The following is a 25586-nucleotide window of genomic DNA, read 5'->3' as shown; positions in this document are numbered from 1 at the left end:
TTTCTCTTTACTTGGCTTTATTATACCACATTTCCATGATTTTATTCTACCTTTTTGATATAATACTATGGAATACAATCACAAGGAGAGAACGATGTCATTTGACGGATTTTTTTTACACCACATGGTTGAGGAATTACGAAGAGAGTTAGTGAACGGTCGCATCCAGAAAATCAATCAGCCTTTTGAACAAGAGTTGGTCTTGCAAATCCGCAGCAATCGCCAAAGTCATCGCCTGCTCCTCTCTGCCCATCCAGTTTTTGGACGCATTCAGCTGACCCAAACGACTTTTGAAAATCCAGCCCAACCTTCCACCTTTATCATGGTTTTGAGAAAATATTTGCAGGGTGCCCTGATTGAGTCGATTGAGCAAGTGGAAAATGACCGTATTGTGGAAATTACAGTTTCCAATAAAAACGAGATTGGAGACCATATCCAGGCTACCTTGATTATCGAGATTATGGGTAAACACAGTAATATTCTACTGGTTGATAAAAGTAGCCACAAAATCCTCGAAGTCATTAAACACGTCGGCTTTTCACAAAATAGCTACCGTACCTTGCTTCCTGGGTCGACCTACATTGCTCCGCCAAGTACGGAATCTCTCAATCCTTTTACGATCAAGGACGAGAAACTCTTTGAAATCCTGCAAACACAGGAAACGACAGCTAAAAATCTTCAAAGCCTCTTTCAAGGTCTGGGACGCGATACAGCAAATGAATTGGAAAGGATACTGGTTAGTGATAAACTATCTACTTTCCGTAACTTTTTCAATCAAGAAACCAAACCCTGCTTGACTGAGACTTCCTTCAGTCCAGTTCCTTTTGCAAATCAGGTGGGAGAGCCTTTTGCCAGTCTTTCTGATTTGCTGGACACCTACTATAAGGATAAGGCTGAGCGAGACCGCGTCAAACAACAAGCCAGTGAACTCATTCGCCGTGTTGAAAATGAACTTCAAAAAAATCGCCATAAGCTGAAAAAACAAGAAAAAGAGTTACTGGCGACAGACAATGCGGAGGAATTTCGTCAAAAAGGGGAATTGCTAACAACCTTCCTCCACCAAGTGCCTAACGACCAAGACCAGGTTATCCTAGACAACTACTACACCAACCAACCGATCACCATTGCGCTTGATAAGGCCTTGACTCCCAACCAGAATGCCCAACGCTATTTTAAACGGTATCAGAAACTCAAAGAAGCTGTCAAATACTTGACTGATCTGATTGAGGAAACCAAGGCAACCATTCTCTATCTGGAAAGTGTGGAGACTGTGCTCAACCAAGCTGGACTAGAAGAAATTGCCGAAATCCGTGAAGAATTGATCCAAACCGGATTTATCCGAAGAAGACAGCGAGAAAAAATCCAGAAACGCAAAAAGCCAGAACAGTATCTGGCCAGTGATGGCAAAACCATCATCTATGTCGGTCGCAACAACCTACAAAATGAGGAGCTAACCTTTAAAATGGCCCGCAAGGAAGAACTTTGGTTCCATGCCAAGGACATTCCTGGAAGTCATGTTGTCATCTCAGGAAATCTAGACCCATCTGATGAAGTCAAAACAGACGCAGCAGAGCTGGCCGCCTACTTCTCTCAAGGTCGCCTGTCAAATCTGGTTCAGGTAGATATGATTGAAGTCAAGAAACTCAACAAACCAACTGGCGGAAAACCCGGCTTTGTCACTTACACAGGACAAAAGACCCTCCGTGTCACACCAGACCCCGAAAAAATCTCATCCATGAAAAAATCCTGATTTAACTTAAAATCAGGATTTTTAGCTTAGACTCAAATCATATCCAATTATAGGACTAATCTTTGCCACCTAGTTTTTCATTGATTTTCATCATCACACTAGCAATTTTTTCGCCCCAATATGGGTCTGAGGCATATTCCATATTCATACCAGACGCCTTATTTCCAAGGAAAGTTCTGCCCCTATCGATATAATTTTCCTTAATCCACTTGGTTGCACCTAAAATTCCCTTATCCACATCATCAAATGTCTTGGCAGAAAGGTAAGGGGTCGTGTCATAGGCTGTAATTCCAAAGAAATTATTCTTATCTTTGGCAATCTTACTTCGTCCCCAATCACTTTCTAAAGCACTATGGGCAAGGAGGTAAAGGGCATTGATATGGTAATGTTCTTCAGCTTCCTTAAAGGTAGCTCCCTTATTTTCCAAGAGACTATTGTCAATATTTAACAAACTAAATACCTTATCCAAATCTTCAGCACTGTAGTTTGTAGCCTCTGTCAAATCTTTGAAAAGGAAGGGATTCTCAAGGTTAAAACCATCAAAATGCAGCCCATCTGCCGAATAATATTTCTTGCCTACTTCCATATCAGAAAGATGAGAAGCTACTGGGATACTAGCATTCTGAGCCACATAGTGATAAAAACGGTGTCCATCACTCTCATAATAAGGGATAAAGTCCTTACTAGCATCCAGCGCTTGTAAATCTTCTGTTTTCATATAGCCTGACAAACCAGAAATAGTAATAGCCAGGCGCTTGTCATCACTTTTTCTATCCTTATCTAGCCAGACGACACTACCTTGCGATATATAGGAGAGCTTTTCACCATCTGCATTATAAACATTTGCTGTGACAGGCACTACTTGATAATAAGCAGCATTTTCATTTGTAGCTTTTTCTCCAAGCCATTTACCGTCGCTTCCAAGCTGATAACCTTCTACTGTCTCATTTTTCGCCATGTAGCCACCGGATTTGAAGTAGTACCAGGCTTGACCTTTAGAATCGTATAACCATTCTTTCTCAGCCATTTTACCATCAGATTTGATGTAAAACCATGACTCCTTATCCCAAATCCATTCATTGGCTGCCATATAGCCTCCCGATTTTAGATAATAATAGTGACCATTTTCGAAAATCCATTCTTTGTCAGCATGATTTCCAGTTTCTTTGATGTAAAACCAAGATTGGTATTGTTTGTCAAAAAGCCAACCTTGCTGTACTTTGGCGCCACTGGCATTCACATAAGCCTGGTCAATCCACTGACTTGTCAGTAGATAACCACCGGATTTGAAATAATAGTCCTTCCCTTTAATTTTGAGCCATTCTTTCTCTGCGTGCTCTCCATCTGCTTTGATATAAAACCAAGCGTCGTATTGAGAATCATAGACCCAGTCTTCGATTACTTTGGCACCTGTTGCACCAACATAGGAAGTTCCTACCCAAGCATTTCTTTTCATCTTTCCATTTTGGTCAAGATAATAGAAGGCTCCCTTGTCTTCTATCCATTCTGACTTGGCCATATAGCCACCAGATTTGAGATAAAAATAGTCGTCACCTTGTTTCAGCCATTCATTTTCAGCATAGTTGGCATCTGCTTTTATATAAAACCAAGATTGATAATGAGCATCAAAAACCCACTCATTGGCTGCTTGACTGCCATCTGCTTTCAGGTATTGTTTTCCTTGCCAAGTACCATCACTGGCCATTACACTGTCTGGTCTAGCTAAGAAAAATAGCAGGGCTAAAAAAATAAATCTTACTTTCTTCATTAACCTTCTTCCTCTGTTCTTATTTATTTTATTGTACCAAAATTCTCTGAAATTCATATTACAAACTAATAAAAAATCAAGAACAGATTGATTGCAGTTTACCTCAGAGACTCTTTTACTTCCTTGCGGAGATTTTCCAGACTGCTAATGCCGTATTTATCCATGACTTTTGGTAGCTTTTCGATGATATCAGGACAGGCATATGGATTGGTAAAGTTGGCTGTTCCAACTCCGATTGCAGATGCTCCAGCCAGATACATTTCTAGGGCAGATTCAGCCGAATCCACTCCCCCCATTCCAATGATAGGCAGGTCTGTTGTTTGGGCGACTTGGCGGATGAGTTTGAGGGCTACTGGAAAGACTGCTGGACCAGACATTCCACCTGTTCCATTGGCCAAGATTGGTTTTCTGGTTTTGAGGTCAAAGCGCATTCCAACTAGAGTATTGATCATGGTTAAGCCGCTTGCTCCCGCATCTTCTGCAGCTTTTGCGACAGTAACGATATCGGTCACACTAGGGGTTAATTTGACATAAACTGGCACATCAGAGGCTTCCACAGCTGCTTTCACCACATCATAAGCCAAATCTGGGTCTTGACCAATCAAAAGTCCATGATTACAGTGGTCAACATTGGGGCAAGAAATATTGAGCTCAATAGCCTTTACATTAGCTGCCTTGGAAATCCCATGAGAAACAGCTGCATACTCTTGTTTTGAAAAACCAGCCACATTAGCAATAATAGGAAGATTTGGATATTCTCTTTCCAGCCAAGGTAACTTTTCAGCCAAAACAACTTCCAAACCAGGATTTTGTAAGCCAATTGCATTGAGCATACCAGCGGGTGTTTCTGCCACCCTTGGAGTTGGATTGCCAAAACGGGCTTCAAGGGTTGTCGCCTTGATCATAATAGAACCTAAAAGGTCTAAATCATAGTACTTGGCATACTCTTGTCCAAAACCAAAACAGCCTGATGCTGGAATGATCGGATTTTTCAAATCCAAGCCTGGTAGAGAAACTTGTAAACGATTTGTAGTCATAATTTTCTCCTTATAATACAACTGTTCCTGTGCGGAAAACAGGGCCATCTTCACAGACGCGTTGGCTGACCGTCTCGCTTTCTGGCACTTTTAGGACACAGGCATAGCAGGCACCCATCCCACAAGCCATACGAGATTCCAGAGATAGATAGGCTCTTGGGTGGTCATAAAAGATTTGATTGATATACTTCATCATTCCAGGTGCCCCACATGAGTAAACAGCATCAAACTGATTATCTAAATCCTTGATAACAACGGAAACATTTCCCTTGATACCATAAGAACCATCATCTGTCGTTACAAAGACTTGACCATATTGAGCTAATTCCGTCTCTAAAATAACAGCATCCTTATTAGCAAAACCGAGGACTGTCACTACTTTCACTCCACGTCCATGCAATTCCTTGGCCACCTCAAGCAGAGGAGGTACACCAATCCCCCCTCCAACTAAGAGAACCTGACTCTGCTCATCAAGGTCAGACAAGTCAAAACCATTTCCCTGAGGACCCATCACATCAAGAGTATCTCCCTGACTTAAGGTTGAGAAAATAGCGGTTCCAGCCCCCTCAATCCGATAAATAAGATGACACTGCTTATTAGCCTTATCAATAGACGAAATTGAAATAGGGCGACGCAAGAGATGAGCATCATCAGGCACACGCAGATGAAGAAATTGACCTGCTCGCATAGCTTCAACCATTTCCCCTTCTAGGACTAATTTAAAGATTGCTGGCGCAATTTCCTCCTGTGCAACCACCTTCATGGTTTCCAAACGAATGGCACCCAAACGTTTCTTACATGTGGGATTCATGACTTTTCCTCCTTAAATTTTAAGGGGACCAGACAAAGAAAAGACCTTGCTAGTGCAAGGCCTCAGTTAAAATCGTACAACACAAGAGAGCACACTCAAAAAGTCTCCTCTAGAAAATTGCACTATTCTTTTATCTGACACCTTGTGAGTCTCTCTGGACTCCCCTTAAAGGTTAAATTTTTATTAGTATACTCTTTCAGCTAAAAAAAGTCAAGTAGAAAACGAACATTCTACTTGACCTCACGAGATTATTTTTCACGAATGACTTCGACCTTGTAGCCATCAGGGTCTTTGACAAAGTAATAATTAGGTGCAGTTCCTGGTAGACCATTTGGCTCAGTCACTTCATATCCTTTGGCACTGTGCTCTTGATGAAGTGCCTCAAGATCAGGTGTACTGAGGGCGATGTGGGCAAATCCATCTCCAACCACATAAGGACCGTGATCGTAGTTATAAGTCAACTCCAACTCATAGTCGTCACCCTCAAGTCCTAGATAGACAATCGTGAAGGCATGGTCTGGAAAATCTCTGCGACGCAATTCTTTAAAACCAAAAGCATCTTGATAAAATGCGATTGATTTTTCAAGATTTTCTACTCGCAAGCAAGTGTGTAGCATTTTTGAAGCCATATTCTTCTCCTTTATTTTTAAAAAGACTGGGACAATCCTGTTCCAGTCTTATCAGTTATTATTTACCAAGTTTTGCTTTAGCTGCATCTGCAAGAGCTGTGAAAGCTGCTGCATCGTTAACAGCCAAGTCAGCAAGCATTTTACGGTTAACTTCGATCTCAGCCAATTTCAAACCATGCATCAATTGTGAGTATGAAAGTCCGTTCATACGAGCTGCCGCGTTGATACGAGTGATCCACAATTTGCGGAAGTCACGTTTTTTCTGACGACGGTCACGGTATGCATAGTAGTAAGAGTTCATTACTTGTTCTTTTGCAGTACGGAACAAGATGTGTTTAGCTCCATAGTAACCTTTTGCTAATTTAAGAATACGTTTACGACGTTTGCGTGATACAACGCCACCTTTAACACGTGCCATGTTTTATTTCCTCCAAATATTTCCTAGAATTGTTTACTTACAGTCAAACTATTATTTCAAGCGAGTAAGCATTGCTTTGATACGTTTGTAATCTCCTGAATGCACCATAGATGCTTTACGAAGATGACGACGTTGTTTCTTAGTTTTTCCGTGGAAACGGTGAGAAGTGTAAGCACGGAAACGTTTAAGTCCACCAGAACCTGTACGTTTGAAACGTTTAGCTGATGCGCGGTGTGTTTTTTGTTTTGGCATGATTTTTTCTCCTTTATTTAACTTTCTGACAATTATTTTTTGTCAGTCGCTGGCGCCAATTGCATGAACATTTGACGTCCATCCATTTTAGCACGTTGTTCGATGATGGCAATATCTTGAGTTGCTTCAGCAAACTCGGCTAAAACTTTTGCACCAATCTCTTTATGGGTAATCATACGACCCTTAAAGCGAATAGATACCTTAACTTTATTTCCTTTTTCAAGGAATTTGCGTGCATTGCGAAGTTTTGTATCAAAGTCACCCTTGTCAATCGTTGGACTTAGACGAACTTCTTTCACAGTAACAACACTTTGTTTTTTACGTTGTTCTTTTTGCTTCTTCTGGTACTCAAATTTGAACTTACCGTAGTCCATAATTTTTGCAACAGGCGGTTTGGCTTGGGGTTGAATCAATACTAGGTCAACATTAGCGTTATCAGCCAAAGCTTGCGCTTCACTGAGTGGCTTGATGCCTAGCTGTTCTCCTTCAAGACCAATCAAGCGAACTTCACGTACACGAATCTCATCATTGATGAATAAGTCTTGCTTTGCTATGGTTTTCACCTCTTTTGTTTTATTAGAGAAAAACAATAGCGGACTCGTAATTATACAAGCCCGCACGTTATGATAGCGTTTCTTAGAAACTTTTCATCCGTAGGGCCAGGCAACTTAATGTCACAAGGCGAGAAGCTCTCACTTCTGCTTTTCTCAACTTTTATATGATACCAAGTTTTCTAGCCCTTGTCAAGATAAAAAGTTATTTTTTTGAAAAGTTTCTGCTCATTAACCAACCGTTTCGATTTTCCAACTTTTCCAACCTTTAAATCGTATAGCTCCTTGCTGGTCAGTTCGATAAACTTTGCTATTGATACCTTCCAGTCGTGTCAAAGTTTCCTGATGGGGTAGTTTCGTTCGATTGCTCTTTCCAACTGAGATAAGAGTAAGCTCTGGTTTGAGCTGTTCTAGAAAGGCTGAACTTGGTGATTTTTTAGAGCCATGTTGGCTAGCTTTCAAAACATCCACTTTCAAGTCTGGATAGTGCTTCAGCAAGTCCCTCTCTCCTTTCTCCTCCAAATTTCCCGTGAAGAGAAAGTGCTTATCCAAGAGTTTTCCATACAAAACCAGGGAATCTTCATGATCGCCATCTCCCATTTTCCTTGGAGATAGAACTTCTAACTGACTTCCAAAAATGGATAAGTTCTCCCCTACTGTCACACTACGCACGTTAGTTTGAGTCGCCTGTAGTTCTGCCACAAATTCCTTCTGTTTTAGACTGCCTTTTGACACTAAAATTTCGCCTACATGGAATTCCTTGCTCACCTCCAACAAATCTCCAACATGTTCCTTGTCCGTGTTGGTCAAAATTAGCTGGTCAATCTTGGCTACTCCTCGACTTTTAAGATAGGGAATCAAGGTTCGCTGAGCATTGCTGGTCGTCGTCTTTTCTTGCCATTTTTCGATTTTCTTATCAGATTCTGCCTTGCCACCTACATCTATGAGAATAGTTTTACCAGCTACATCCCGTAGGAAAATACTTTCGCCTTGCCCCACATCCAGCATGGTGATTTCATTTTCTAGTGGATACTTGGTCAAGAAAAAGAGACCTGTAATCAATAAGCTCAACACCATTAGCCTTTTAATGTTTTTCCTCAAATCATAAACTAATGCCAAGGAAATTAACAATAAAATTAAAAGCCATGCATTGGGTTGTCCAAAGACAAGCGGTCTACTTGCCACCTGTGATACAAAGCGAATCATTCCCTCCAACCATTCAAAAATAAAATTCAGCTGAATGACTGGATAGAGAAAGGAAAGGGCAAATAAGATAGACAGGAGCGGTAAGAAGATTAAGTCAAATAGAAAGGAAAAGACAAAGGTCAAAAGGATAGACCAAGGCTGAAATTCTGCAAAATAGAAGGATAAAATGGGCAATATTCCCAAGGAAATGACTAGACTTTCTCTGGCAACAGCCTTAAGCCCCTCCCCTTCTTTGCTTGTCATAGTCAAGATAAAAGCATAAGCACATGACAAAACTCCTCCTGCAGTCAAGAAAAAGTTTGGCATGACAATAAAGAGGACAAGCACCGTCAAGGCAAAATTATCCAAGCCCTTAACACCATGTTGAGCCAGTAGCTTCTGCAAGAGACTGCGAATGACCGATACCGAAAATCCTGTCAGACCAGCATAGATAAGGGAAAAGGGATAAGTCAGCCACCTCAACTTTTCTTGGATCAAGCCTAATCGCAAGAGTAGTTTCTTAAAGCCATCCATGAAAAATCCTACCTGCATGCCCGACAAGGCAAAAAGATGAATAATTCCTAGACTGGAATAAAGCTCATTCATCTCTTCAAAGTCGGTGTCCAGATGTCCTAATAGAAGCCCTGTCATGTAATTGCGCATAGGGTCTGGAAAGTGCGTCTTAATCCAAACCACAGCCTTACGGCGTAAACTGGACAGGTTTTCACCTATATCCCAACTGCCGACTTTTTGAAGCGACTGGATTCTTTTTATATTGAGAGTCTGGTAAATTCCCTGAGTCTTCAGATAGGCTCGGTAGTCAAAGCCACCAAAATTTCTCTTCCCTTCTGGCTCCGAAAGTTTTCCTTCTAGTTCTATATCATAAAGGTCTGTCAAGGTTTGAAAGGCTTCTTTCTCCTCCTCGGACTGGAGTTTATAATAAACTTGAAAAATGAGTCCATCAGACTTGCCACGAAAGGATAGACTGTCACCATTGACCTTAATAGTGTCAGTCAAAATCCGTACCCTTTCAACAGAATACGCCAAATTTTGACCCGCTTGACTCTGTTGCCAATTTTGAAACAGAAACCAAAAGCCAAAGACTCCGCAAATCATTAGAACTTTGCCCGCAGATTTCCAAGGAAATTGGATAAAGAGGCAGACTAGCAGAAAAACGAAGCCCAACAAAGCAAGATAGGATGCTGAAAAAATGGCGTAGTAAAGCCAAAGCAACAGAAAACTCAGGTAAATTAGAGGAATTGAGAAATTCTTAATCCACTGTAACATAATCTTTTAGCTTTTCTATGGTCTTGGCACCAATGCCAGAGACTTTCTTGAGCTCGTCTACTGACTTGAATTTCCCATTTGCCTCACGATGGTCGATAATGTCCTGAGCTCGTTTTCCTCCCAGTCCCTTGACCTGCTTGAGTTCTTCCAGACTGGCCTTGTTGAGATTGACCTTCTTTTCCTTGCTTGTTGAAGAAGCCACTCCAGAACCAGTCTGTTGACTAGCTGTCTCTTCTCCCTTAGTAGGAACGTAAACCAGAGCCTCATCACTAACTTTCTGAGCTAGATTGAGTGCCTTACTGTCTGCTTGCTCTGTCAAGCCACCAGCCTTCTGAACAGCATCATTGACCCGACTACCTACCGGCAAATCATAAATTCCAGGTGCTTTAACAGCACCTTTGACATCTACTGTAATTAAATCTTGTTCAAGGGGTTCATCCTTTTCTTCCTTTTTCACTTCCTTTTCGGTCGATGAATCCTTGGAAACAGCTGCAACTTCAGCCTGTAAATTCGTTTCTTTTACAGATGTTTGTGGAGCTGGTTTTAGCAGGAAAAATCCGCCAACAAGCAAGCCTAGACCTGTACAGATAACAATGATTTTATACTCTTTGATTTTCTCGATAATTGCTTCCATATATTCTCCTCTCTTAGATTATTCGTAAGAGAAAGAAAAAACAGTTGAAAATTTCTTTTCAACTGCTTATTTATTTGCAAAATAGTCTTCCTTGGTCAAGACATAATGAACTCTTGTCACGATTCGGCCTTCTTCATGCTGGTCCATACAAGCATAAGCTTCTTCGTGAGAAAAACGCATTCCTGATTTCTCCATGACCTTTCCTGACGCGGGATTAGCCTTATCGTAAAGGGCGGTCAACTTGTTCATTCCAATCTTCTCAAAAGCCAGCTCAATTACGGCACGATTGGATTCTGTCGTCAATCCTTGATTCCAATACTTTTTATTGATAATGTAGCCAATAGCTGCCTTCTTAAGAACAGAATCAATCTTGTGCAAGTCAATGGTTCCGATAAACTGACCATTGCTTTTTAGTTCTATTCCCCAACGTCCCAAGGGATTAGCCAAGTAGAACTGAGCAATATTATTTTTGGTTTCTTCTAAATTTTGATTGGTTAGAAAAGTGTAACGTGTATTATCCTTGTCCGAGGCATAGTCAAACATTGCTTCCGCATCGTCCAAGGTTACAGGTCTAAGCAATAAACGCTCCGTTTCTATAGACGGATACTGGGCAAGTTTTACAAAAATTGATTCCATACGTTTCTACCATTCAAAAGTATTTTCTATCAGTATAGCATAAAAAAGAAGTGATAACAAATTTTTCTTGCTTTTTAAAGCGGTTTCATATAGAATAAAATCATCACCTTATTTTATAGATAATTGTGATAAATCATTTACAACCCGTCAATAGAAAGTGAGTTTTTCTCTATGTTAATCGGAATTCCAAAAGAGATTAAGAATAATGAAAACCGTGTTGCCCTCACACCTGCTGGTGTCCACAGCTTAGTCGGTCGTGGTCATCGTGTCCTTATCGAAACAAATGCTGGTCTCGGTTCTGGCTTTACTGATGCTGACTATCAAAAGCAAGGAGCTGAAATTGTCGCTACTGCTGGTGAGGCCTGGTCTGCAGAGTTAGTCGTGAAAGTAAAAGAACCATTAGCTTCTGAATATGATTACTTACGTGACGACCTGCTTCTCTTCACCTACTTGCACATGGCCGCTGCTCCAGAATTAGCAGATGCTATGTTGGAAGCAAAAACAACTGGGATTGCCTATGAAACTGTCCGTGATTCCCAAGGTCAATTACCACTCCTCGTACCTATGAGTGAGGTTGCAGGCCGTATGGCAGTCCAAATCGGTGCTCATTTCCTAACTAAGCAAGCAGGAGGTTCTGGTGTCTTACTGGGTGGTGTGCCAGGTGTACCTAAAGGGAAAGTAACCATCATCGGTGGCGGTGTCGTAGGTACCCATGCTGCTCGAATTGCTCTTGGTCTTGGTGCACAAGTAACCATCCTTGATAACAGTGCTAAACGTCTCTCCATTTTAGAGGAGGTCTTTGGCCATCAAATCCAAACACTTATGTCAAATTCATTTAACATCGAAGCAAGTGTGAGAGATGCGGATGTGGTGATCGGAGCGGTTCTTATCCCTGGTTCCAAAGCACCAAAATTGGTGACTGATGAGATGGTCAAGCAAATGCGCCCAGGTTCAGTCATTGTGGATGTTGCCGTTGACCAAGGTGGCGTTATCGAAACAGCTGACCGTGTGTCAACGCATGATGAACCTGTCTATGAAAAACACGGTGTTCTCCACTATGCCGTTGCCAATATACCTGGTGCGGTTGCTCGTACTTCAACCATTGCCCTAACCAATGTCACTCTTCCTTATATCGAAGCTTTGGCTGGTAAAGGTTTTGTACAAGCAATCTCTGAAGATGAGGGCTTGCGCCAAGGTGTTACCACTTATCAAGGTTACTTAACCAGTCTTCCAGTAGCCCAAGGCCTCAATAAAAAACATACTCCAATTGATGAACTAGTATAAAAAATCTAATTATCAGATAAAAGAAAGAGCAAGTCCACCTGAACTGCTCTTTTTTGCTATTCTGTTTCTTCTTGGACTTCTTCACTCTCTTCTTTTTTAACTGGAGCTGGTTCATAAGCTCGAATAATCTGAGCAACAACTGGATGGCGAACCACATCCTTAGCTGAAAAATGAACAAAGTCAATCTGGTGAATGTTCTTGAGCTTTTCTTGGGCATCAATCAAACCGGACTTGACATTACGTGGTAAGTCAATCTGACTGATATCTCCATTGACAATCATCTTAGAATTAAAACCTAAACGAGTCAAAAACATCTTCATCTGCATGATAGTCGTATTTTGCGCCTCATCGAGAATGACAAAGGCATCATCCAAGGTTCGTCCACGCATATAGGCAAGGGGGGCGATTTCGATAATTTCACGCTCCATGAGACGAGTCGTTTGGTCTTTCCCCAGAATCTGATACAAGGCATCATAAACAGGTCGAAGGTAAGGATCTACCTTCTCTTTAAGATCTCCCGGAAGAAAACCTAGACTCTCGCCAGCTTCCACTGCCGGGCGTGTTAGGATAATCCGCTTAACCTGACCACGTTTAAGGGCAGTCACTGCCAAGGTCACTGCAAGAAAGGTCTTCCCTGTTCCTGCAGGTCCGATTCCAAAGGTCACATCATGCTGTTTAACACTGTCCACATAAAGTTTTTGACCTAGTGTTTTGACACGGATAGGCTTCCCTGTATTATCCTTGATAATTTCTTCTTCATAAAGGGCGACAAATTTGTCGATTTCATCGTTTTTGACCATGCTAATCGCAGTCACCACATCTGGCGTCCCAACCGTCATCCCACGATTCACCAAGACCATGAGAGCTTGAATAACCTGACGAGCTTCCTCACAGGCAGTCTCTTCTCCCAAAACCTGGACAATCTCCGTACGGGCATGAATCACCACATCAAGCTCTTCTTCCATCAAACGAAGATGGCGTTCATTGGAACCAAAAAGATGAAACAGGTCATCTGGATGACTCAGTTGAATGTCAATTGAATGTTCCTTCAAATAAAGAACCTCTCTAATCCTTTTATTTCTTTTTATTATAGCAAAGGGATGGATAAATTACTAGCCCAAACCTAATGAATAAAGTCTAGTGTTCTAAGTATTCTTGCCAGATAGCGTCAAAATCTCCTAGGTTAAAAGAGAAACTGGCATGCTCCTCCAAAAAGCGACTCACCTCATCAAAATCATCTGTGTGTTTTGGGAAGGCTGACTCCTCAAAAGCTAGGTCTGCCAATATAGCCTTGGGACTGTTGCTTTTAGGATTGCGCTCGGTCATGAGCCAAGTGTAAAATGATTTTCTCATAAGTCTCCCTAGATCAACTCTGTCCCAAACTGGTCTTGCTTGATTTTACCAGCCTTCATCAAACCACCGAGTGCTTTCTTGAACTGACCTTTAGAAATGCCAAAGGTTGCCTTGATATCGTCTGGAGATGACTTATCATTTAAGGTCATGAAACCGCCATTTCTTTCTAAATAAGTCAAAATCATCTGGGCATCATTTTCCAACATCTCAAAAGAACGTGGTTTGAGGGAGAGGTTCAAGGTACGGTCCACTTCACGGAAACCAATAACGCGCGCTTCTAATACTTGCCCCAAACGTGGCTCTGTGTAACGCTCGCTAGGATGGATAAAGCCAAGCATGTTATTTTCTGGCAGGTAAACAAAAGTTCCTGACAGCTTGAGGCGGTAAACAATGGCTGGCCAGTTTTGGTTCTGCATGTTGTTGTAGGCAGGACGAGCTAGACGTTGGAAGTCTTCTTGATAAGCCAAGAGGCCCCAGATACGGTCTTTCTTGTCCACTTCAAGACGGATGTAGAGTTGGTCGCCCTTCTTAGGCCAGAGTTCCTTGAACTCAGGGAGAATATCGAGTGACACAACGATTTCCTTGTCAGGAAGGCCTGTATCCACAAAGACACCCAAGTCCTTACGAACCTCTGTGACACGTCCCCAACCAAATTGGTCCTGAGTGGCAGTCACTTCTAGAGTTGTCAATCGGAGTTTTTGCTTCATATCCGTGTATGCAAAACCTTTGACCGTATCCCCTACTGTATGTTGGCCCTCTTCCTTAGCAAGAGCATAGGTTTGACCATCCTTTTGCACAAAGTAAAAACGGTCGTTTTCATCGATGATCAGTCCAACGATAAAACTTGCAAGATTTGTATTCATATTTCCTTCTTTCGAATAAAACTCAGCCAGCAATGCCAACTGAGTTTTTCTGTTTATTTTTAGACTTCCAAAAGTTCTTTTTCTTTATTAGCAGTCATGTCATCGATGTGTTTGACAGCATCGTCTGTTACTTTTTGAATGTCTTTTTCAAGAGTCTTCAATTCGTCTTCAGTGATTTCTTTTGCTTTTTCTTGTTTCTTAGCTTCGTCCATAGCATCGCGACGGATATTGCGGACAGCCACTTTAGCATTCTCACCGACCTTCTTCACTTCTTTAGCAAGGTCACGACGAGTTTCTTCTGTAAGAGCTGGGATAACCAAGCGAATCACAGAACCGTCATTAGCTGGTGTGATACCAAGATCAGAAGCGTTCAAGGCACGTTCGATGTCTTTCAATGAAGATTTGTCAAATGGTGTCACCAACAAAACACGCGCTTCTGGAATCGTAATTGAAGCGATTTGGTTAAGAGGAGTTTCTACTCCGTAGTATTCTACATGTACACGGTCAAGCAAGCTTGCATTGGCACGGCCAGCACGAATACCACCAAATTCACGAGCAAGTGATTGGTGAGACTGGGTCATTCTCTCTTTAGCTTTTTCAATAATTGCGTTAGCCATAATCTTTCTTATTCCTTTTCTTAGATATTATTTGAAACTGTTGTTCCGATATTTTCACCAAATACGACACGTTTGATGTTGCCTGGTTGGTTCATGTTGAAGACAACCAAGTCAATGTCGTTGTCCATTGAGAGGGTTGAAGCTGTTGAGTCCATGATACGAAGACCTTTATTGATAACGTCACGGTGAGTCAATTCTTCAAACTTAACGGCTGTCTTGTCTTTCTTAGGATCGGCATTGTAAACACCGTCGACGCCATTTTTAGCCATAAGGATGGCATCTGCTTCGATTTCAGCTGCACGAAGAGCCGCTGTTGTATCTGTTGAGAAGTATGGTGAACCAATTCCGGCACCAAAGATAACGATACGGCCTTTTTCAAGGTGACGAAGGGCACGTCCACGTACATAGGGCTCTGCCACTTGTTGCATGGCAATCGCTGTTTGTACACGCGTATCGACACCAACTTGTTGCAATGAATCTGCCATCACAAGAGCATTCATAACAGTCCCAAGCATTCCTGTGTAATCTGCCTGAACGCGGTCCATTCCTGCTTCTGCAGCAGGTTCACCACGCCAGAGATTTCCTCCACCGATAACAAGGGCAATTTCGATACCTAAGCTATGAACTTCTTGAATCTCTTTTGCGATTGTTTGAACTGTTTGGATATCAATCCCTACGCCACGTTCTCCGGCAAGGGCTTCACCTGATAACTTGATTAAAATACGTTTATACTTGGGATTCGCCATTTTCACTCTCCTTCTTTTATCCTACCTATTTTATCACAATTTCTAAGATTTTTATAGTATCATGAGCAATTCTTTGAAAAAAATTAGACAGTTAAAAATTCCTCTAAGTCGCTAAGAGCACGCTCTGCAATTTTTTCATAACGAGCCTTCTTATCACGGATACGCTCGCCTTCCAACTCCTTGATGATCCCAAAATTGACATTCATTGGTTGGAAATGTTTGCTGTCGGCATGGGTGATGTAATGAGCTAAGCTTCCGATAGCCGTCGTCTCTGGGAAAATAGCCTCGCTTTCTCCCTTGAAAAGACGAGCCGCGTTAATTCCCGCAACTAAGCCTGACGCCGCTGATTCAACATAACCCTCTACACCCGTCATCTGACCAGCAAAGAAGAGATTTGGTTGTTTCTTAGAACGGTAAGTCTGTTCAAGAAGATTTGGTGAATCCATGTAAGAATTGCGGTGCATAACACCATAACGAACAAACTCAGCATTTTCAAGACCTGGAATCATTTGGAAGACACGCTTTTGTTCTCCCCATTTGAGGTGGGTCTGGAAACCAACAATATTGTAGAGGCTACCAGCTGCATTGTCCTGACGAAGCTGAACCACCGCGTACGGTGTTTTAAATTCTCCATCACGAGGTCCTGTGTAGTCATCTGGATACTCCAAACCGACTGGTTTCATAGGACCATAAAGCATGGTTTTAATACCTCGTTTGGCCATGACTTCGATAGGCATACAGCCTTCAAAGTACTTTTCTTTTTCAAAAGAATTGAGCGGTGCTTCTTCCGCATTGACCAAGGCTTCATGGAAATCCATAAACTCTTGCTTGGTCATAGGGGCATTGAGGTAGGCCGCTTCCCCCTTATCATAACGAGACTTAAGATAAACCTTGCTCATATCGATAGTGTTGACGTCGATAATAGGCGCTGCCGCATCGTAGAAATAGAAGCCATCGCCGTCATTAAGGGCATGAATCTTCTCAGCTAGGGCATTGCTGGTCAAAGGACCAGTAGCGACAACCGTAATAACATCCGTCGGCAATTCTGTAATCTCATCACGCACTACTTCGATTAAGGGATGATTGGCTACTTTTTCGGTCACCATTTGGGAGAAACCATCGCGATCCACCGCAAGGGCACCGCCTGCAGGAACACGTGTAGCTTCTGCTGATTCCAAAATGACAGAACCCAAGCGGCGCATTTCTTCCTTGAGTAGCCCGACAGCATTGGTCAAAGCATCCCCACGTAGGGAATTGGAACAAACCAACTCAGCAAAATTGTCTGTTTTGTGTTGAGGTGTTGACTTGACACCACGCATTTCATAAAGTTTAACTGGAATACCACGTTCTGCAATTTGGTAGGCTGCTTCAGAACCTGCCAAACCAGCACCGATAACATTGATATAAGATTGAGACACGACACTAATACCTCTTTGGGAGTGTGAAGACAAGGTTCACATTGAAAAAGCCAATCGGACTTAAGAGTTTTCGAATTTCTTGGCTCAGGGTGAAAAAGTCCCCCAGACTTTTTCACTCCCACAAATCTTTCTAATTTTTTCTTCTACTAGTATAACAAAAAAAGGGAAGAAGGCAAACTTCCCTGTTTAGTCATTTTATTGATTTTCTTCCCAATCGTGGTAGGCAGCGTAGAGTTGACTCTTATTCCACTGGTAAATCTTAGCTACTTCCTTAATAGCTTGATTTTTCTTCATGCCTTGCTGGATACGGGCTTGGATTTCTACGAACAAGTCTTCCTCGTCTTTTTCCTCCACATCCTGACTGGCACCTTCAACAATCAGAAGACATTCACCCTTGAGAGACGTTTCAGAGATGCTTTCCAGTAATTCAGAAATTGTACCTCGTTGGTATTCTTCGTAAATCTTTGTCAATTCTCTAACCAAGACCACCGAGCGGTCACCGTAGACTTCTAACATATTTTCCAACGTGTCTGCTACACGATGAGGTGATTCATAGAAAATTTGTGTTTCAGGATAGTCTTTTTTCGAGTCGAAAAATTGCTTTTGTTGGCCTGATTTTCTCGGTAAAAAACCATAAAAGATATGTGGCTGTGGCGCCAAACCACTGGCAATCAAGGCAGAAATTCCTGCAGAGGCACCTGGAACAGTCACAACCGCAATATCTTCCTCAATAGCTGCCTTGACTAAATCATGACCAGGGTCTGAGATACTAGGCAAACCTGCATCCGATACCTGAGCAATACTTTGTCCTGCTTTCAGGAAACCAATCAAATCAGGAATCTTTTCCTTGGCATTGTGCTCATGAAAACTGATCTGCTTGGTGGAAATATCAAAATGTTTGAGCAAAAGCCCTGTATTGCGCGTGTCCTCAGCTGCAATCCAATCCACTTCTTTCAAGGTTTGGATGGCTCGAAAGGTCATATCATCTAGATTGCCAATCGGCGTTGCCACTAGGTACAGCTTGCCGTAGGGAGACTGCCCCTTAAAACTTTTTTGAATCTGCATGCTTACTCCCTATATAACAACTCGTCACAGAACATACATTCCTCGTCCTGCTCTCGACGTTGTCCATAAAAATCATTACAAACGTGAAATCCATCACGGTATATGCGACGGACACTTTCGCGAACATGTTTGGCCTTGACAGGAGCATCTGCTTCCACCTCACCCAAGCGTTCTCGCAACTTACTATTTTCCAAGCGAAGAGCTGTATTTTCTTCTACTAGGCTCTTGAGATTTTTCTTGATGGCTTCCACATCGGCCAAGGTCACCAATAACTGTTGGGAAAAATCGTCCAGCGCGTCAAATAATTCTTTTTTGTCCATAAACCAGCCCTTTCCTTTCTTTATCATTCATTTTTGAGTTTACATTTCTTTCAAGACCAGATATTCCATGGCATTTTGAAAGCTGACATTGGCTTGCCACATTTTTCTGGCTTCTAGCAAATCTTGTAGAATCACTCTTACTCTTGCTTGCAGGAGGTCCTGCCCACAGAGGACTTCAAGAATCCGTAAAACCTGATCTTGTTTTTCCTTGTCATCTGCCAAGCTAGCTAGTTTAGCAACCTGCAGATAACTTTCTTTTTTCTTAGCTACTAACCAAGTCAGCAGGCGTTCACTTTCATCGACCAAGGTCCAAAAGCCTGCCTGATTAGCCAACTTTTCTGCTTCAGCTCGCGATTGACTAAACTGGGCTAAAAGAGTCGCTTTTTTCTTAACCAGTCCCATTTGTTCTAAGAGCAAGATGAGCTTCTCTTCCTGCTTTTTAAAGTGGAAAATCTGGGTCCGACTTCGAATTGTCGGTAAAATCTTTTCTTCATCGCTGGTCAAGAAGAAAATGTAAACCTCACTCTGGGGTTCTTCGATGACCTTGAGCAGAGAATTAGCTGCGTTAGGATGCATTTTATCAGCTTGCTCGATAATAAAGACCTGTTGCTGGCTTTCAATCCCTGCTTGAGAAAACTGGCCCACCAATTCTCGAATGCGTTCTGTCTTGATGACCTGATTGACTGGCTTAATCAAGGTGACATCGGGAAATTCTCCCTGTTCAATCAGATTACAATTTCGGCATTTCTCACATGGTAAAACACCTACTTTATCTGTACAAAAAAGGCTCTTAGCCAAAAACTGCGCCATTTCCAAACTTCCAAAGAAACCTGAAAAGAGATAGGCGTGATTGAGCTGATTTTGCTCCAAGATATGGACAAAGCTGTCAAACTGATCTGGCTGCCAAGCCTTTAGTTGATCTTGTTTCATTTGGCCAAGCCCATTCTGTCAAACAAGACAGCCTTGGTAGTTTCCACAACTTGCTCCAAAGGGAGACTAGCATCAATCTTGACAATGCGATTTCCTTCTTTGTACAGAAGAGAAAGGTAGCCTTGACGAACTTTTTTATGCAAGTCCAACCCTTCCAAATCCAAACGATTGATCTCACGATTGCTATTAGCAGCAATGCGAGCCAGTCCTTCTTCCACCTCGATGTCAAAATAGAGTGTCAAATCAGGTTTAAGGCCATCTGTCGCAAACTGATTGAGCCAGTCAATGGCGTCAATATCCAAGCCACGACCAAATCCCTGATATGCAAGAGAACTATCGATGAAGCGGTCCATAATGACCAACTTGCCATCTTCAAGTGCTGGAAGAACTTTTTCCACCAAGTGCTGTCTGCGACTAGCGATATAGAGCAATAGCTCTGTTTTAGCATCCATCTGAGTATGACTTGGATCCAGAATCACTTCCCGAATCTTCTCTCCTATCAAGACTCCGCCAGGTTCACGGGTCGTCAGCACCTCTATCCCTTTTTCCTCTAAAATTGGGAGCAGAGCCTCTAAAACACTGGTCTTTCCTGCTCCCTCTGGTCCCTCAAGAGAGACTAAAAATCCTTTTGACATGTCTAACTCATTTCTTTTTTACTACTTCTATTCTATCAAAAAAATAGGGGTTTGTGACAATCTTTTTGTCTTCTCATTTCATACTCAATGAAAATCAAAGAGCAAACTAGGAAGCTAACCGCAGGTTGCTAAAAACACTGTTTTGAGGTTGCAGATGGAAGCTGACGCAGTTTGAAGAGATTTTCGAAGAGTATCAACCACCATAAAAGAGGCAGTCAAAGCCACCTCTTATTTACCTAGTTCTTGTGTTCGTTTATAGGCTTGACCAACTGCATCCATGACCGTTCCTCGAAAAGCATGCGCTTCTAGGCTCGCTACAGCAGCGATAGTCGAACCGCCTGGGCTACAAACTTGGTCTTTCAAGACCCCAGGATGTTCTTGGCTTTCTAGGACCAATTGCCCAGCTCCTACCACAGTTTGAGCCGCCATTTTCAATGCTGTTTCTCGTGGCAATCCAGTCTGAACACCTGCATCTGCCAAGGCCTCAATAAAGAGATAGACAAAGGCCGGCCCACAGCCTGCAAGACCTGTCGCTGCATCGATTAAGCCTTCTCCTAGTTCAACCAAGAGACCAGCATTTGCTAATAACTGACAAAAGAGCTCACTGTCCTCAGCCCTGCAATTAGGAGACAAGGCATAACTAATCACTCCTTGACCAATAGAAGCAGGGGTATTTGGCATCATACGAATAATTCGGTGTTGACTTGGGATAAGACTTGCTAGTTTTTCTAAAGTTAATCCAGCTGCCATAGAAATCAAAAGAAGGCTCTCTCTTTTTTCAAGGATGGTCTGGTATTGAGAAAGCAGTTCAGAAAACTGAGCAGGCTTCACTCCTAGAAAAATCACATCTGCTTCTGCAAAGATTTCGTCATTGCTAGAAGCCTGACCACCAAAGTCTGCAATGAAAGCATCTACCTTGGCTTGGCTACGATTGGCAAGGAGAAGGTCATCACCCGTCTTAGCCTGCAAAACAGCCTTGGCCAAGCTAGCACCCATATTCCCCAAGCCGATAAATCCAATCTTCATCTCTTACTCCCTTATCTGCCCATCACCAGCAACCACATACTTGTAGCTGGTCAACTCTTTCAAGCCCATTGGACCACGCGCGTGCAATTTCTGAGTTGAAATCCCCATTTCGCATCCAAGTCCAAATTGGCCACCATCGGTGAAACGAGTTGAGGCATTGACATAAACCGCTGCAGAGTCCACTTGATCTGTAAAGTAAGCTGCAGCTTCAGCATTTTCCGTCATAATGGCATCCGAATGATGGGTACTGTGGGCTTCAATATGGGCAACCGCTTCTTCTAAACTGCTCACAACCTTAACAGCTAGGACATAGTCTAAAAACTCAGTGTCAAAGTCTTGTGCTTCAGCTGCGTGACCTGAAAGAAACTGACTTGCTTTGCTATCAAGTCGGAATTGAATTGGTTCCAACCCAGCTTCTTTACGCTCTGCAACTAGAACTTGCTCCAAGCGAGGAAGGAAGCTTGCTGCTTTGTCTTCATGAACAAGTAGAACCTCCATGGCATTGCAAACAGAAGGACGACTGGTTTTAGCATTGTTGATGATCAATAGAGCCTTGTCTTCATCTGCATCCTTATCCACATAGACATGGACAATCCCAGTTCCTGTCTCGATAACAGGTACGATAGCATTCTCAACCACTGCATTGATCAAACCAGCTCCTCCACGAGGAATGAGAAGGTCTAAATAGCCCTTGGCCTTCATCATAGCATAGCTACTTTCTCGGCTAGTATCTTCCACCAGTTGAATCACATCTGGGTGAATAGTAGTCATCTCCAAGCCCTTCTTCAAGGCTGTGACAATAGCATGGGCAGTTTGATAGGCATCCTTCCCACTACGAAGAACAACTGCATTTCCACTCTTGAGAGCCAAAGCAGCCGCGTCAGACGTCACATTTGGACGACTTTCATAGATAATACCAATAACCCCCATAGCCACACGTTTCTTGGTAATAACCAAGCCATTTTCAAGATGATTGGTTTCTAAAACTTCACCGATTGGATCTGGTAAGGCAACCACTTCACGAATTCCTCTTGCCATTGCTTCTATACGACTTGCATCCAAATAAAGACGATCCAGCATCACATCTGAAATTTTACCCTTTGCTGCTTCCATATCGAGGGCATTAGCCGCTAAAATCTCCTCAGTAGCTGCTAGTAAGTGATCAGCCACGGCTAGCAAGGCTTGGTTCTTCACTTCTTCACTAGCTGTGTTAATCGATTTTTTAACAGCCTGTACCTGTTCAAATTGTTCTTGTGTACTGACCATAGTTTACCTCTAAAATTCTGTAAAGAGTAGTTGGATTTCAGGAGTAATGGAAATCCAGTCGTCACGGTGAATCAAGACACCCTTGGCTTTTTGAGAACGCAACATATCCTCCAAAGCAGATGCACCAAATTGCACACGCCCTTTTCCAAGTGATTTTCCACTTTCCTTGTCAAATACTGTCACAATATCGCCGTAAGAAAAGGCGCCTTCTGCTTCAACGATACCAGATAAGAGAAGACTCTTTCCATGTTGAGAGAGAGCTTCTGCAGCCCCTTTATCAACCCAAATAGAACCTTGACTCTGAGCATAAAAGGCCAGCCATTGTTTCTGGGTACGAAGTCCCTTCTCTTGAGCAACAAAGTAGGAACCATCCTTTGTCTCCTCAGCTGCCTCAATCATGGCATCTGACTTCAAGGATGAGCAGATATAAACAGGAACTCCTGATTCTGTCGCGATAGTTGCAGCTTTGATTTTGGTTAACATGCCACCTGTACCATTAGACGAACCTGCTCCACCGGCCATATCAATAATCTCACGATTGATGGTCTCGATTCGCTCCAAACGTTTGGCTCTTGGGTCTGAATTAGGATTTCCAGTATAGAGACCGTCCACATCTGTCAAGAGAACCAAAAGATCTGCTTGGACCATGGCTGCTACCTGAGCACTTAGAGTGTCGTTGTCCCCAACCTTGAGCTCATCAATAACGACACTGTCATTCTCATTGATGATAGGAATCGCTCCACGGCTAAGTAGAACTGACAAAGCCTGATGGGCATTTTTATAACGGCGCTTGTCCACAAAATCATCCTGGGTCAGCAAGATTTGTGCAGAAACGATTTGGCGCAAGAGAAGATTGGTCGTGTATTCTTCCAACAAAAGCCCCTGCCCTACCGCTGCTGAAGCCTGTTTATCAGCAATCTTAGTCGGACGCTTTTTAAATCCTAAGGCTCCAAAACCAGCAACAATGGCACCTGAAGACACCAAAATCAATTCATGACCAGCTTCATGCAGCATAGCCAACTGCTGGGTAATAGCCTTTACCTTACTACGTGATAAACTTCCATCCTCATTCGTCAGAGAAGAAGTCCCCACCTTAAAGACAATCCGTTTGTATTTCATAGTCTCACTCCGATTCTTCATATTTATCCATTATAACATGAATGGCAGGAAATAGAAAAGAGTTGATAGGAAAAAGAAGGCCCTAAAACCTTCTTTTTTACTACTGTTCTGATTCCGATTTGTTTGTACTCGTTTCAGAGCTTTGTGAAGTTGATGATGTCAAATCTTGACTAGTTGAAGAACTTGTAACACTTTCATGTTGACTCGTTTCTTTATTTTCAAGATCCTTTTTCACTACTTCTTTGGATACTTTTAAATCTGAATGACTTGTAGTTTTAATTGTAGCAGATTTTTCGACTGGAACATCCACTAACCAGACACCACTTGAGTCAACAGTATAGCCTTCTGGTGTCTTACCGTTCACAAGTAATTGACCATTTTCTTTCAAGAAGTACCATTTATCCTTGTCCTTGATCCAACCCACAGCTCGTGAACCGTCTTCCTTATAGAAATACCAATCGTTTGCCTTTTTAAGCCAACCTTGCTTCATAGCTCCTGAATCTTCTAGATAGTAATGATGTCCAGCAACTTCTATTTCACCTGTCTTCATAATACCAGTAGAATCCATATAGTACCAGGTTTCTTTATCTTTTACCCAGCCCGTTTTCATTTCCCCTGATGGAGCAAAATAATACCATTGACCCTTATATTGAAGCCAACCTGTCTTCATAGAGCCATTGTTTGATAAATAATAGTTCTGACCTCCAGTATTTACCCAACCAATTTCCATCTGATTTTCTTTGTTGAAATAATACCAAATTCCATCAATTTTCTTCCAATTTTTAGCAGAAGCACCAGAGTCTGTCAAATAGAACCAACGATTGTTCCATTTTTTCCATTGATTCTGTAACAAGATACCCGTTTGGTTGAAGTAATACCATTCACCTTCGATTTCATTCCAACCGACAGCATACTCTCCTGTAGAATCAGGTGCTTGATACCACCAATTCCCATACGCACTCTTATGCCAGCCAGCTTGAAAACTTGGAATCGGCTTGTAGGAAGTTGAAATGTTTACTAAACCGTCTTTTCGAATATCAAAAACTGTTGCATCATAGTCTTTGCTGGCTGCGTTGATCCTCTCAATTCCTCGTTCTTTGAGCCAATTAACATACTCACTATCAACACCATTTTTCCAAGGTAGACTATCCGAAGTTTGAACAATCAAACTCGGACTCAAATTTTTAATGAAATCCTTGGTATTTGATTTGTTTGTATCATGGTGATGATTAAACTTCATCAAATCAACTTTTCCAATGAGAGGTCCATACTTATCTTCCGCTCCATGCACATTATCTAAGTCGCCCCCAAGGTAAATTTTCTTACCATTGACTTTCACTACACTAATCAAAGAATTAGAATTGTCATCCCAAATTTTCTTTAATTCACCTGATGAATCAGTTTCATTTTCATAGTTATAGAGTTGAATATCCATGTCCCCAAACTGAAAATGAGCATCTCCTTGTGTAATGTTTTGAATAACTGAAACACCTTTTTCGGCGGCAGTCTGTAAAACCTTATCGTAGCCATACAGATTATCCCATAGACGTTCAGAATTAGTAATACGACTATCACTATATTTTTTAAGATAGACTCGGTCAACTGGATAGGTAGACAGTAATTCATCAACATTTCCAATATGATCACTGTGGGTATGGGTCACCAAAATAAAATCAAGTTTTTGGACACCCAATTCCTTCAAACGACGAAAGACACGGTCTGTTAGAACATGCTTATAAGACGTTTCAATTCCTTCTCTCCATGGATAGCGAGAATCACTACCGTCTGGGAAATCATAATCTTCTCCTGTATCCACCATGGCAAAATGTCCATTGCTTTCAAGAATAATCGCATCACTGCCACCTTCTTGAACATTGATAAAGTGGATTTTATTTCCTGAACTTTCTTGAGCTTGAACATTCCCATACCATGATAAACCTAAAAAAGCGCCTGCAAGTGCTAAACTAATCAATTTCTTTTTCATTC

Annotated in this window: 26 protein-coding genes and 1 other annotated feature; of the genes, 2 read left to right on the top strand and 24 right to left on the bottom strand. The window is 42.1% G+C overall.

The genetic code is table 11. From position 1 onward, the window contains the following. The first annotated feature begins 94 nt into the window (after positions 1-94). Complete coding sequence (pavA, locus tag HT714_RS07350; protein ID WP_173226418.1) at positions 95-1750, top strand: Rqc2 family fibronectin-binding protein PavA; 1656 nt, start codon at positions 95-97, stop codon at positions 1748-1750. A gap of 55 nt (positions 1751-1805) precedes the next feature. On the opposite strand, the gene HT714_RS07345 is transcribed toward pavA, so the two are convergent. The 10 genes from HT714_RS07345 to HT714_RS07300 all read right to left on the bottom strand — a co-directional run bounded on the left by HT714_RS07345 (position 1806) and on the right by HT714_RS07300 (position 10958). Next, positions 1806-3575: a glucosaminidase domain-containing protein gene (locus tag HT714_RS07345; protein ID WP_173226416.1), complete on the bottom strand. Its 1770-nt coding sequence runs from the start codon at positions 3573-3575 to the stop codon at positions 1806-1808. A gap of 41 nt (positions 3576-3616) precedes the next feature. Then, positions 3617-4603 carry a dihydroorotate dehydrogenase gene (locus tag HT714_RS07340; RefSeq protein ID WP_173226414.1) on the bottom strand — a complete coding sequence of 329 codons (987 nt, stop codon included), beginning with the start codon at positions 4601-4603 and terminating at the stop codon, positions 3617-3619. After that, entirely contained in the window at positions 4566-5366 is an 801-nt protein-coding gene (locus HT714_RS07335) for a dihydroorotate dehydrogenase electron transfer subunit (RefSeq protein WP_173226413.1), read from the bottom strand. The genes HT714_RS07340 and HT714_RS07335 overlap by 38 nt, the downstream gene beginning before the upstream one ends. A 248-nt stretch (positions 5367-5614) precedes the next feature. Further along, positions 5615-5995, bottom strand: a complete 381-nt coding sequence (locus tag HT714_RS07330) for a VOC family protein (protein ID WP_000157153.1) — start codon at positions 5993-5995, stop codon at positions 5615-5617. Between the two features lie 58 nt (positions 5996-6053). Beyond that, a complete protein-coding gene (gene rplT, locus HT714_RS07325; protein ID WP_000124834.1) occupies positions 6054-6413 on the bottom strand; it encodes a 50S ribosomal protein L20 in 360 nt (119 codons plus the stop codon). Positions 6414-6464: 51 nt separating this feature from the next. Then, a complete protein-coding gene (rpmI, locus tag HT714_RS07320; protein WP_001125943.1) occupies positions 6465-6665 on the bottom strand; it encodes a 50S ribosomal protein L35 in 201 nt (66 codons plus the stop codon). A 32-nt stretch (positions 6666-6697) separates the two neighbouring features. Further along, positions 6698-7228 carry a translation initiation factor IF-3 gene (gene infC / locus HT714_RS07315; protein WP_000848180.1) on the bottom strand — a complete coding sequence of 177 codons (531 nt, stop codon included), beginning with the start codon at positions 7226-7228 and terminating at the stop codon, positions 6698-6700. Positions 7229-7243: 15 nt separating this feature from the next. Beyond that, positions 7244-7375, bottom strand: a sequence feature (ribosomal protein L20 leader region). Between the two features lie 72 nt (positions 7376-7447). After that, positions 7448-9688 (bottom strand): DNA internalization-related competence protein ComEC/Rec2, encoded by a 2241-nt coding sequence (locus HT714_RS07310; protein ID WP_173226411.1) that lies wholly within the window; start codon positions 9686-9688, stop codon positions 7448-7450. Next, positions 9672-10322 carry a helix-hairpin-helix domain-containing protein gene (locus tag HT714_RS07305; protein WP_173226409.1) on the bottom strand — a complete coding sequence of 217 codons (651 nt, stop codon included), beginning with the start codon at positions 10320-10322 and terminating at the stop codon, positions 9672-9674. The genes HT714_RS07310 and HT714_RS07305 overlap by 17 nt, the downstream gene beginning before the upstream one ends. A 66-nt stretch (positions 10323-10388) precedes the next feature. Next, positions 10389-10958 (bottom strand): GNAT family N-acetyltransferase, encoded by a 570-nt coding sequence (locus tag HT714_RS07300; RefSeq protein ID WP_173226408.1) that lies wholly within the window; start codon positions 10956-10958, stop codon positions 10389-10391. Between the two features lie 171 nt (positions 10959-11129). Between HT714_RS07300 and ald the strand changes: the two genes are divergently transcribed. Next, a complete protein-coding gene (gene ald / locus HT714_RS07295) occupies positions 11130-12242 on the top strand; it encodes an alanine dehydrogenase (protein WP_173226406.1) in 1113 nt (370 codons plus the stop codon). A gap of 56 nt (positions 12243-12298) precedes the next feature. Here ald and HT714_RS07290 read toward each other — a convergent pair whose 3' ends face one another. The 14 genes from HT714_RS07290 to cbpE form a co-directional block, all read right to left on the bottom strand. Beyond that, a complete protein-coding gene (locus HT714_RS07290) occupies positions 12299-13294 on the bottom strand; it encodes a PhoH family protein (RefSeq protein WP_050242508.1) in 996 nt (331 codons plus the stop codon). An 85-nt stretch (positions 13295-13379) separates the two neighbouring features. Then, positions 13380-13595 (bottom strand): YozE family protein, encoded by a 216-nt coding sequence (locus tag HT714_RS07285; protein WP_001232084.1) that lies wholly within the window; start codon positions 13593-13595, stop codon positions 13380-13382. Between the two features lie 8 nt (positions 13596-13603). Then, positions 13604-14458, bottom strand: a complete 855-nt coding sequence (gene cvfB / locus HT714_RS07280; RefSeq protein WP_173226404.1) for an RNA-binding virulence regulatory protein CvfB — start codon at positions 14456-14458, stop codon at positions 13604-13606. A 59-nt stretch (positions 14459-14517) separates the two neighbouring features. Beyond that, complete coding sequence (gene frr / locus HT714_RS07275; protein ID WP_001262225.1) at positions 14518-15075, bottom strand: ribosome recycling factor; 558 nt, start codon at positions 15073-15075, stop codon at positions 14518-14520. A 20-nt stretch (positions 15076-15095) separates the two neighbouring features. Continuing rightward, entirely contained in the window at positions 15096-15821 is a 726-nt protein-coding gene (gene pyrH / locus HT714_RS07270; RefSeq protein ID WP_000002995.1) for a UMP kinase, read from the bottom strand. Between the two features lie 83 nt (positions 15822-15904). Continuing rightward, positions 15905-17239 (bottom strand): methylenetetrahydrofolate--tRNA-(uracil(54)-C(5))-methyltransferase (FADH(2)-oxidizing) TrmFO, encoded by a 1335-nt coding sequence (gene trmFO / locus HT714_RS07265; RefSeq protein ID WP_173226402.1) that lies wholly within the window; start codon positions 17237-17239, stop codon positions 15905-15907. 195 nt (positions 17240-17434) lie between these two features. Beyond that, the gene (gene rsmI / locus HT714_RS07260; protein WP_173226400.1) at positions 17435-18304 is read right to left on the bottom strand and encodes a 16S rRNA (cytidine(1402)-2'-O)-methyltransferase; all 870 of its coding nucleotides are present in this window, start codon (positions 18302-18304) and stop codon (positions 17435-17437) included. 2 nt (positions 18305-18306) lie between these two features. Beyond that, a complete protein-coding gene (yabA, locus tag HT714_RS07255) occupies positions 18307-18624 on the bottom strand; it encodes a DNA replication initiation control protein YabA (protein WP_000358228.1) in 318 nt (105 codons plus the stop codon). 39 nt (positions 18625-18663) lie between these two features. Beyond that, positions 18664-19554 carry a DNA polymerase III subunit delta' gene (locus tag HT714_RS07250; protein WP_173226397.1) on the bottom strand — a complete coding sequence of 297 codons (891 nt, stop codon included), beginning with the start codon at positions 19552-19554 and terminating at the stop codon, positions 18664-18666. After that, the gene (gene tmk, locus HT714_RS07245; RefSeq protein ID WP_173226395.1) at positions 19551-20189 is read right to left on the bottom strand and encodes a dTMP kinase; all 639 of its coding nucleotides are present in this window, start codon (positions 20187-20189) and stop codon (positions 19551-19553) included. The genes HT714_RS07250 and tmk overlap by 4 nt, the downstream gene beginning before the upstream one ends. Positions 20190-20417: 228 nt before the next feature. Beyond that, positions 20418-21215 carry a pyrroline-5-carboxylate reductase gene (proC, locus tag HT714_RS07240; protein ID WP_173226393.1) on the bottom strand — a complete coding sequence of 266 codons (798 nt, stop codon included), beginning with the start codon at positions 21213-21215 and terminating at the stop codon, positions 20418-20420. A gap of 3 nt (positions 21216-21218) precedes the next feature. Then, positions 21219-22481, bottom strand: a complete 1263-nt coding sequence (locus HT714_RS07235) for a glutamate-5-semialdehyde dehydrogenase (RefSeq protein WP_173226391.1) — start codon at positions 22479-22481, stop codon at positions 21219-21221. Positions 22482-22490: 9 nt separating this feature from the next. Beyond that, the gene (gene proB, locus HT714_RS07230) at positions 22491-23600 is read right to left on the bottom strand and encodes a glutamate 5-kinase (RefSeq protein WP_240148117.1); all 1110 of its coding nucleotides are present in this window, start codon (positions 23598-23600) and stop codon (positions 22491-22493) included. Positions 23601-23700: 100 nt separating this feature from the next. Then, complete coding sequence (cbpE, locus tag HT714_RS07225) at positions 23701-25584, bottom strand: phosphorylcholine esterase CbpE (protein WP_173226387.1); 1884 nt, start codon at positions 25582-25584, stop codon at positions 23701-23703. Between the last annotated feature and the right edge of the window lie 2 nt (positions 25585-25586).

This window comes from Streptococcus sp. 3705 (genome assembly GCF_013277145.1).
Classification (GTDB): domain Bacteria; phylum Bacillota; class Bacilli; order Lactobacillales; family Streptococcaceae; genus Streptococcus.
This window is presented reverse-complemented; position numbering and strand designations above follow the sequence as displayed.

Coding starts and splice junctions, on each gene's coding strand:
- pavA (WP_173226418.1), top strand. CDS start 95: ATGTCATTTGACGGATTTTTTTTACACCACATGGTTGAGGAATTACGA.
- HT714_RS07345 (WP_173226416.1), bottom strand. CDS start 3,575: ATGAATTTCAGAGAATTTTGGTACAATAAAATAAATAAGAACAGAGGA.
- HT714_RS07340 (WP_173226414.1), bottom strand. CDS start 4,603: ATGGCCCTGTTTTCCGCACAGGAACAGTTGTATTATAAGGAGAAAATT.
- HT714_RS07335 (WP_173226413.1), bottom strand. CDS start 5,366: ATGAATCCCACATGTAAGAAACGTTTGGGTGCCATTCGTTTGGAAACC.
- HT714_RS07330 (WP_000157153.1), bottom strand. CDS start 5,995: ATGGCTTCAAAAATGCTACACACTTGCTTGCGAGTAGAAAATCTTGAA.
- rplT (WP_000124834.1), bottom strand. CDS start 6,413: ATGGCACGTGTTAAAGGTGGCGTTGTATCACGCAAACGTCGTAAACGT.
- rpmI (WP_001125943.1), bottom strand. CDS start 6,665: ATGCCAAAACAAAAAACACACCGCGCATCAGCTAAACGTTTCAAACGT.
- HT714_RS07310 (WP_173226411.1), bottom strand. CDS start 9,688: ATGTTACAGTGGATTAAGAATTTCTCAATTCCTCTAATTTACCTGAGT.
- HT714_RS07305 (WP_173226409.1), bottom strand. CDS start 10,322: ATGGAAGCAATTATCGAGAAAATCAAAGAGTATAAAATCATTGTTATC.
- HT714_RS07300 (WP_173226408.1), bottom strand. CDS start 10,958: ATGGAATCAATTTTTGTAAAACTTGCCCAGTATCCGTCTATAGAAACG.
- ald (WP_173226406.1), top strand. CDS start 11,130: ATGTTAATCGGAATTCCAAAAGAGATTAAGAATAATGAAAACCGTGTT.
- HT714_RS07285 (WP_001232084.1), bottom strand. CDS start 13,595: ATGAGAAAATCATTTTACACTTGGCTCATGACCGAGCGCAATCCTAAA.
- cvfB (WP_173226404.1), bottom strand. CDS start 14,458: ATGAATACAAATCTTGCAAGTTTTATCGTTGGACTGATCATCGATGAA.
- frr (WP_001262225.1), bottom strand. CDS start 15,075: ATGGCTAACGCAATTATTGAAAAAGCTAAAGAGAGAATGACCCAGTCT.
- pyrH (WP_000002995.1), bottom strand. CDS start 15,821: ATGGCGAATCCCAAGTATAAACGTATTTTAATCAAGTTATCAGGTGAA.
- rsmI (WP_173226400.1), bottom strand. CDS start 18,304: ATGCAGATTCAAAAAAGTTTTAAGGGGCAGTCTCCCTACGGCAAGCTG.
- yabA (WP_000358228.1), bottom strand. CDS start 18,624: ATGGACAAAAAAGAATTATTTGACGCGCTGGACGATTTTTCCCAACAG.
- HT714_RS07250 (WP_173226397.1), bottom strand. CDS start 19,554: ATGAAACAAGATCAACTAAAGGCTTGGCAGCCAGATCAGTTTGACAGC.
- tmk (WP_173226395.1), bottom strand. CDS start 20,189: ATGTCAAAAGGATTTTTAGTCTCTCTTGAGGGACCAGAGGGAGCAGGA.
- proC (WP_173226393.1), bottom strand. CDS start 21,215: ATGAAGATTGGATTTATCGGCTTGGGGAATATGGGTGCTAGCTTGGCC.
- HT714_RS07235 (WP_173226391.1), bottom strand. CDS start 22,481: ATGGTCAGTACACAAGAACAATTTGAACAGGTACAGGCTGTTAAAAAA.
- proB (WP_240148117.1), bottom strand. CDS start 23,600: ATGAAATACAAACGGATTGTCTTTAAGGTGGGGACTTCTTCTCTGACG.
- cbpE (WP_173226387.1), bottom strand. CDS start 25,584: ATGAAAAAGAAATTGATTAGTTTAGCACTTGCAGGCGCTTTTTTAGGT.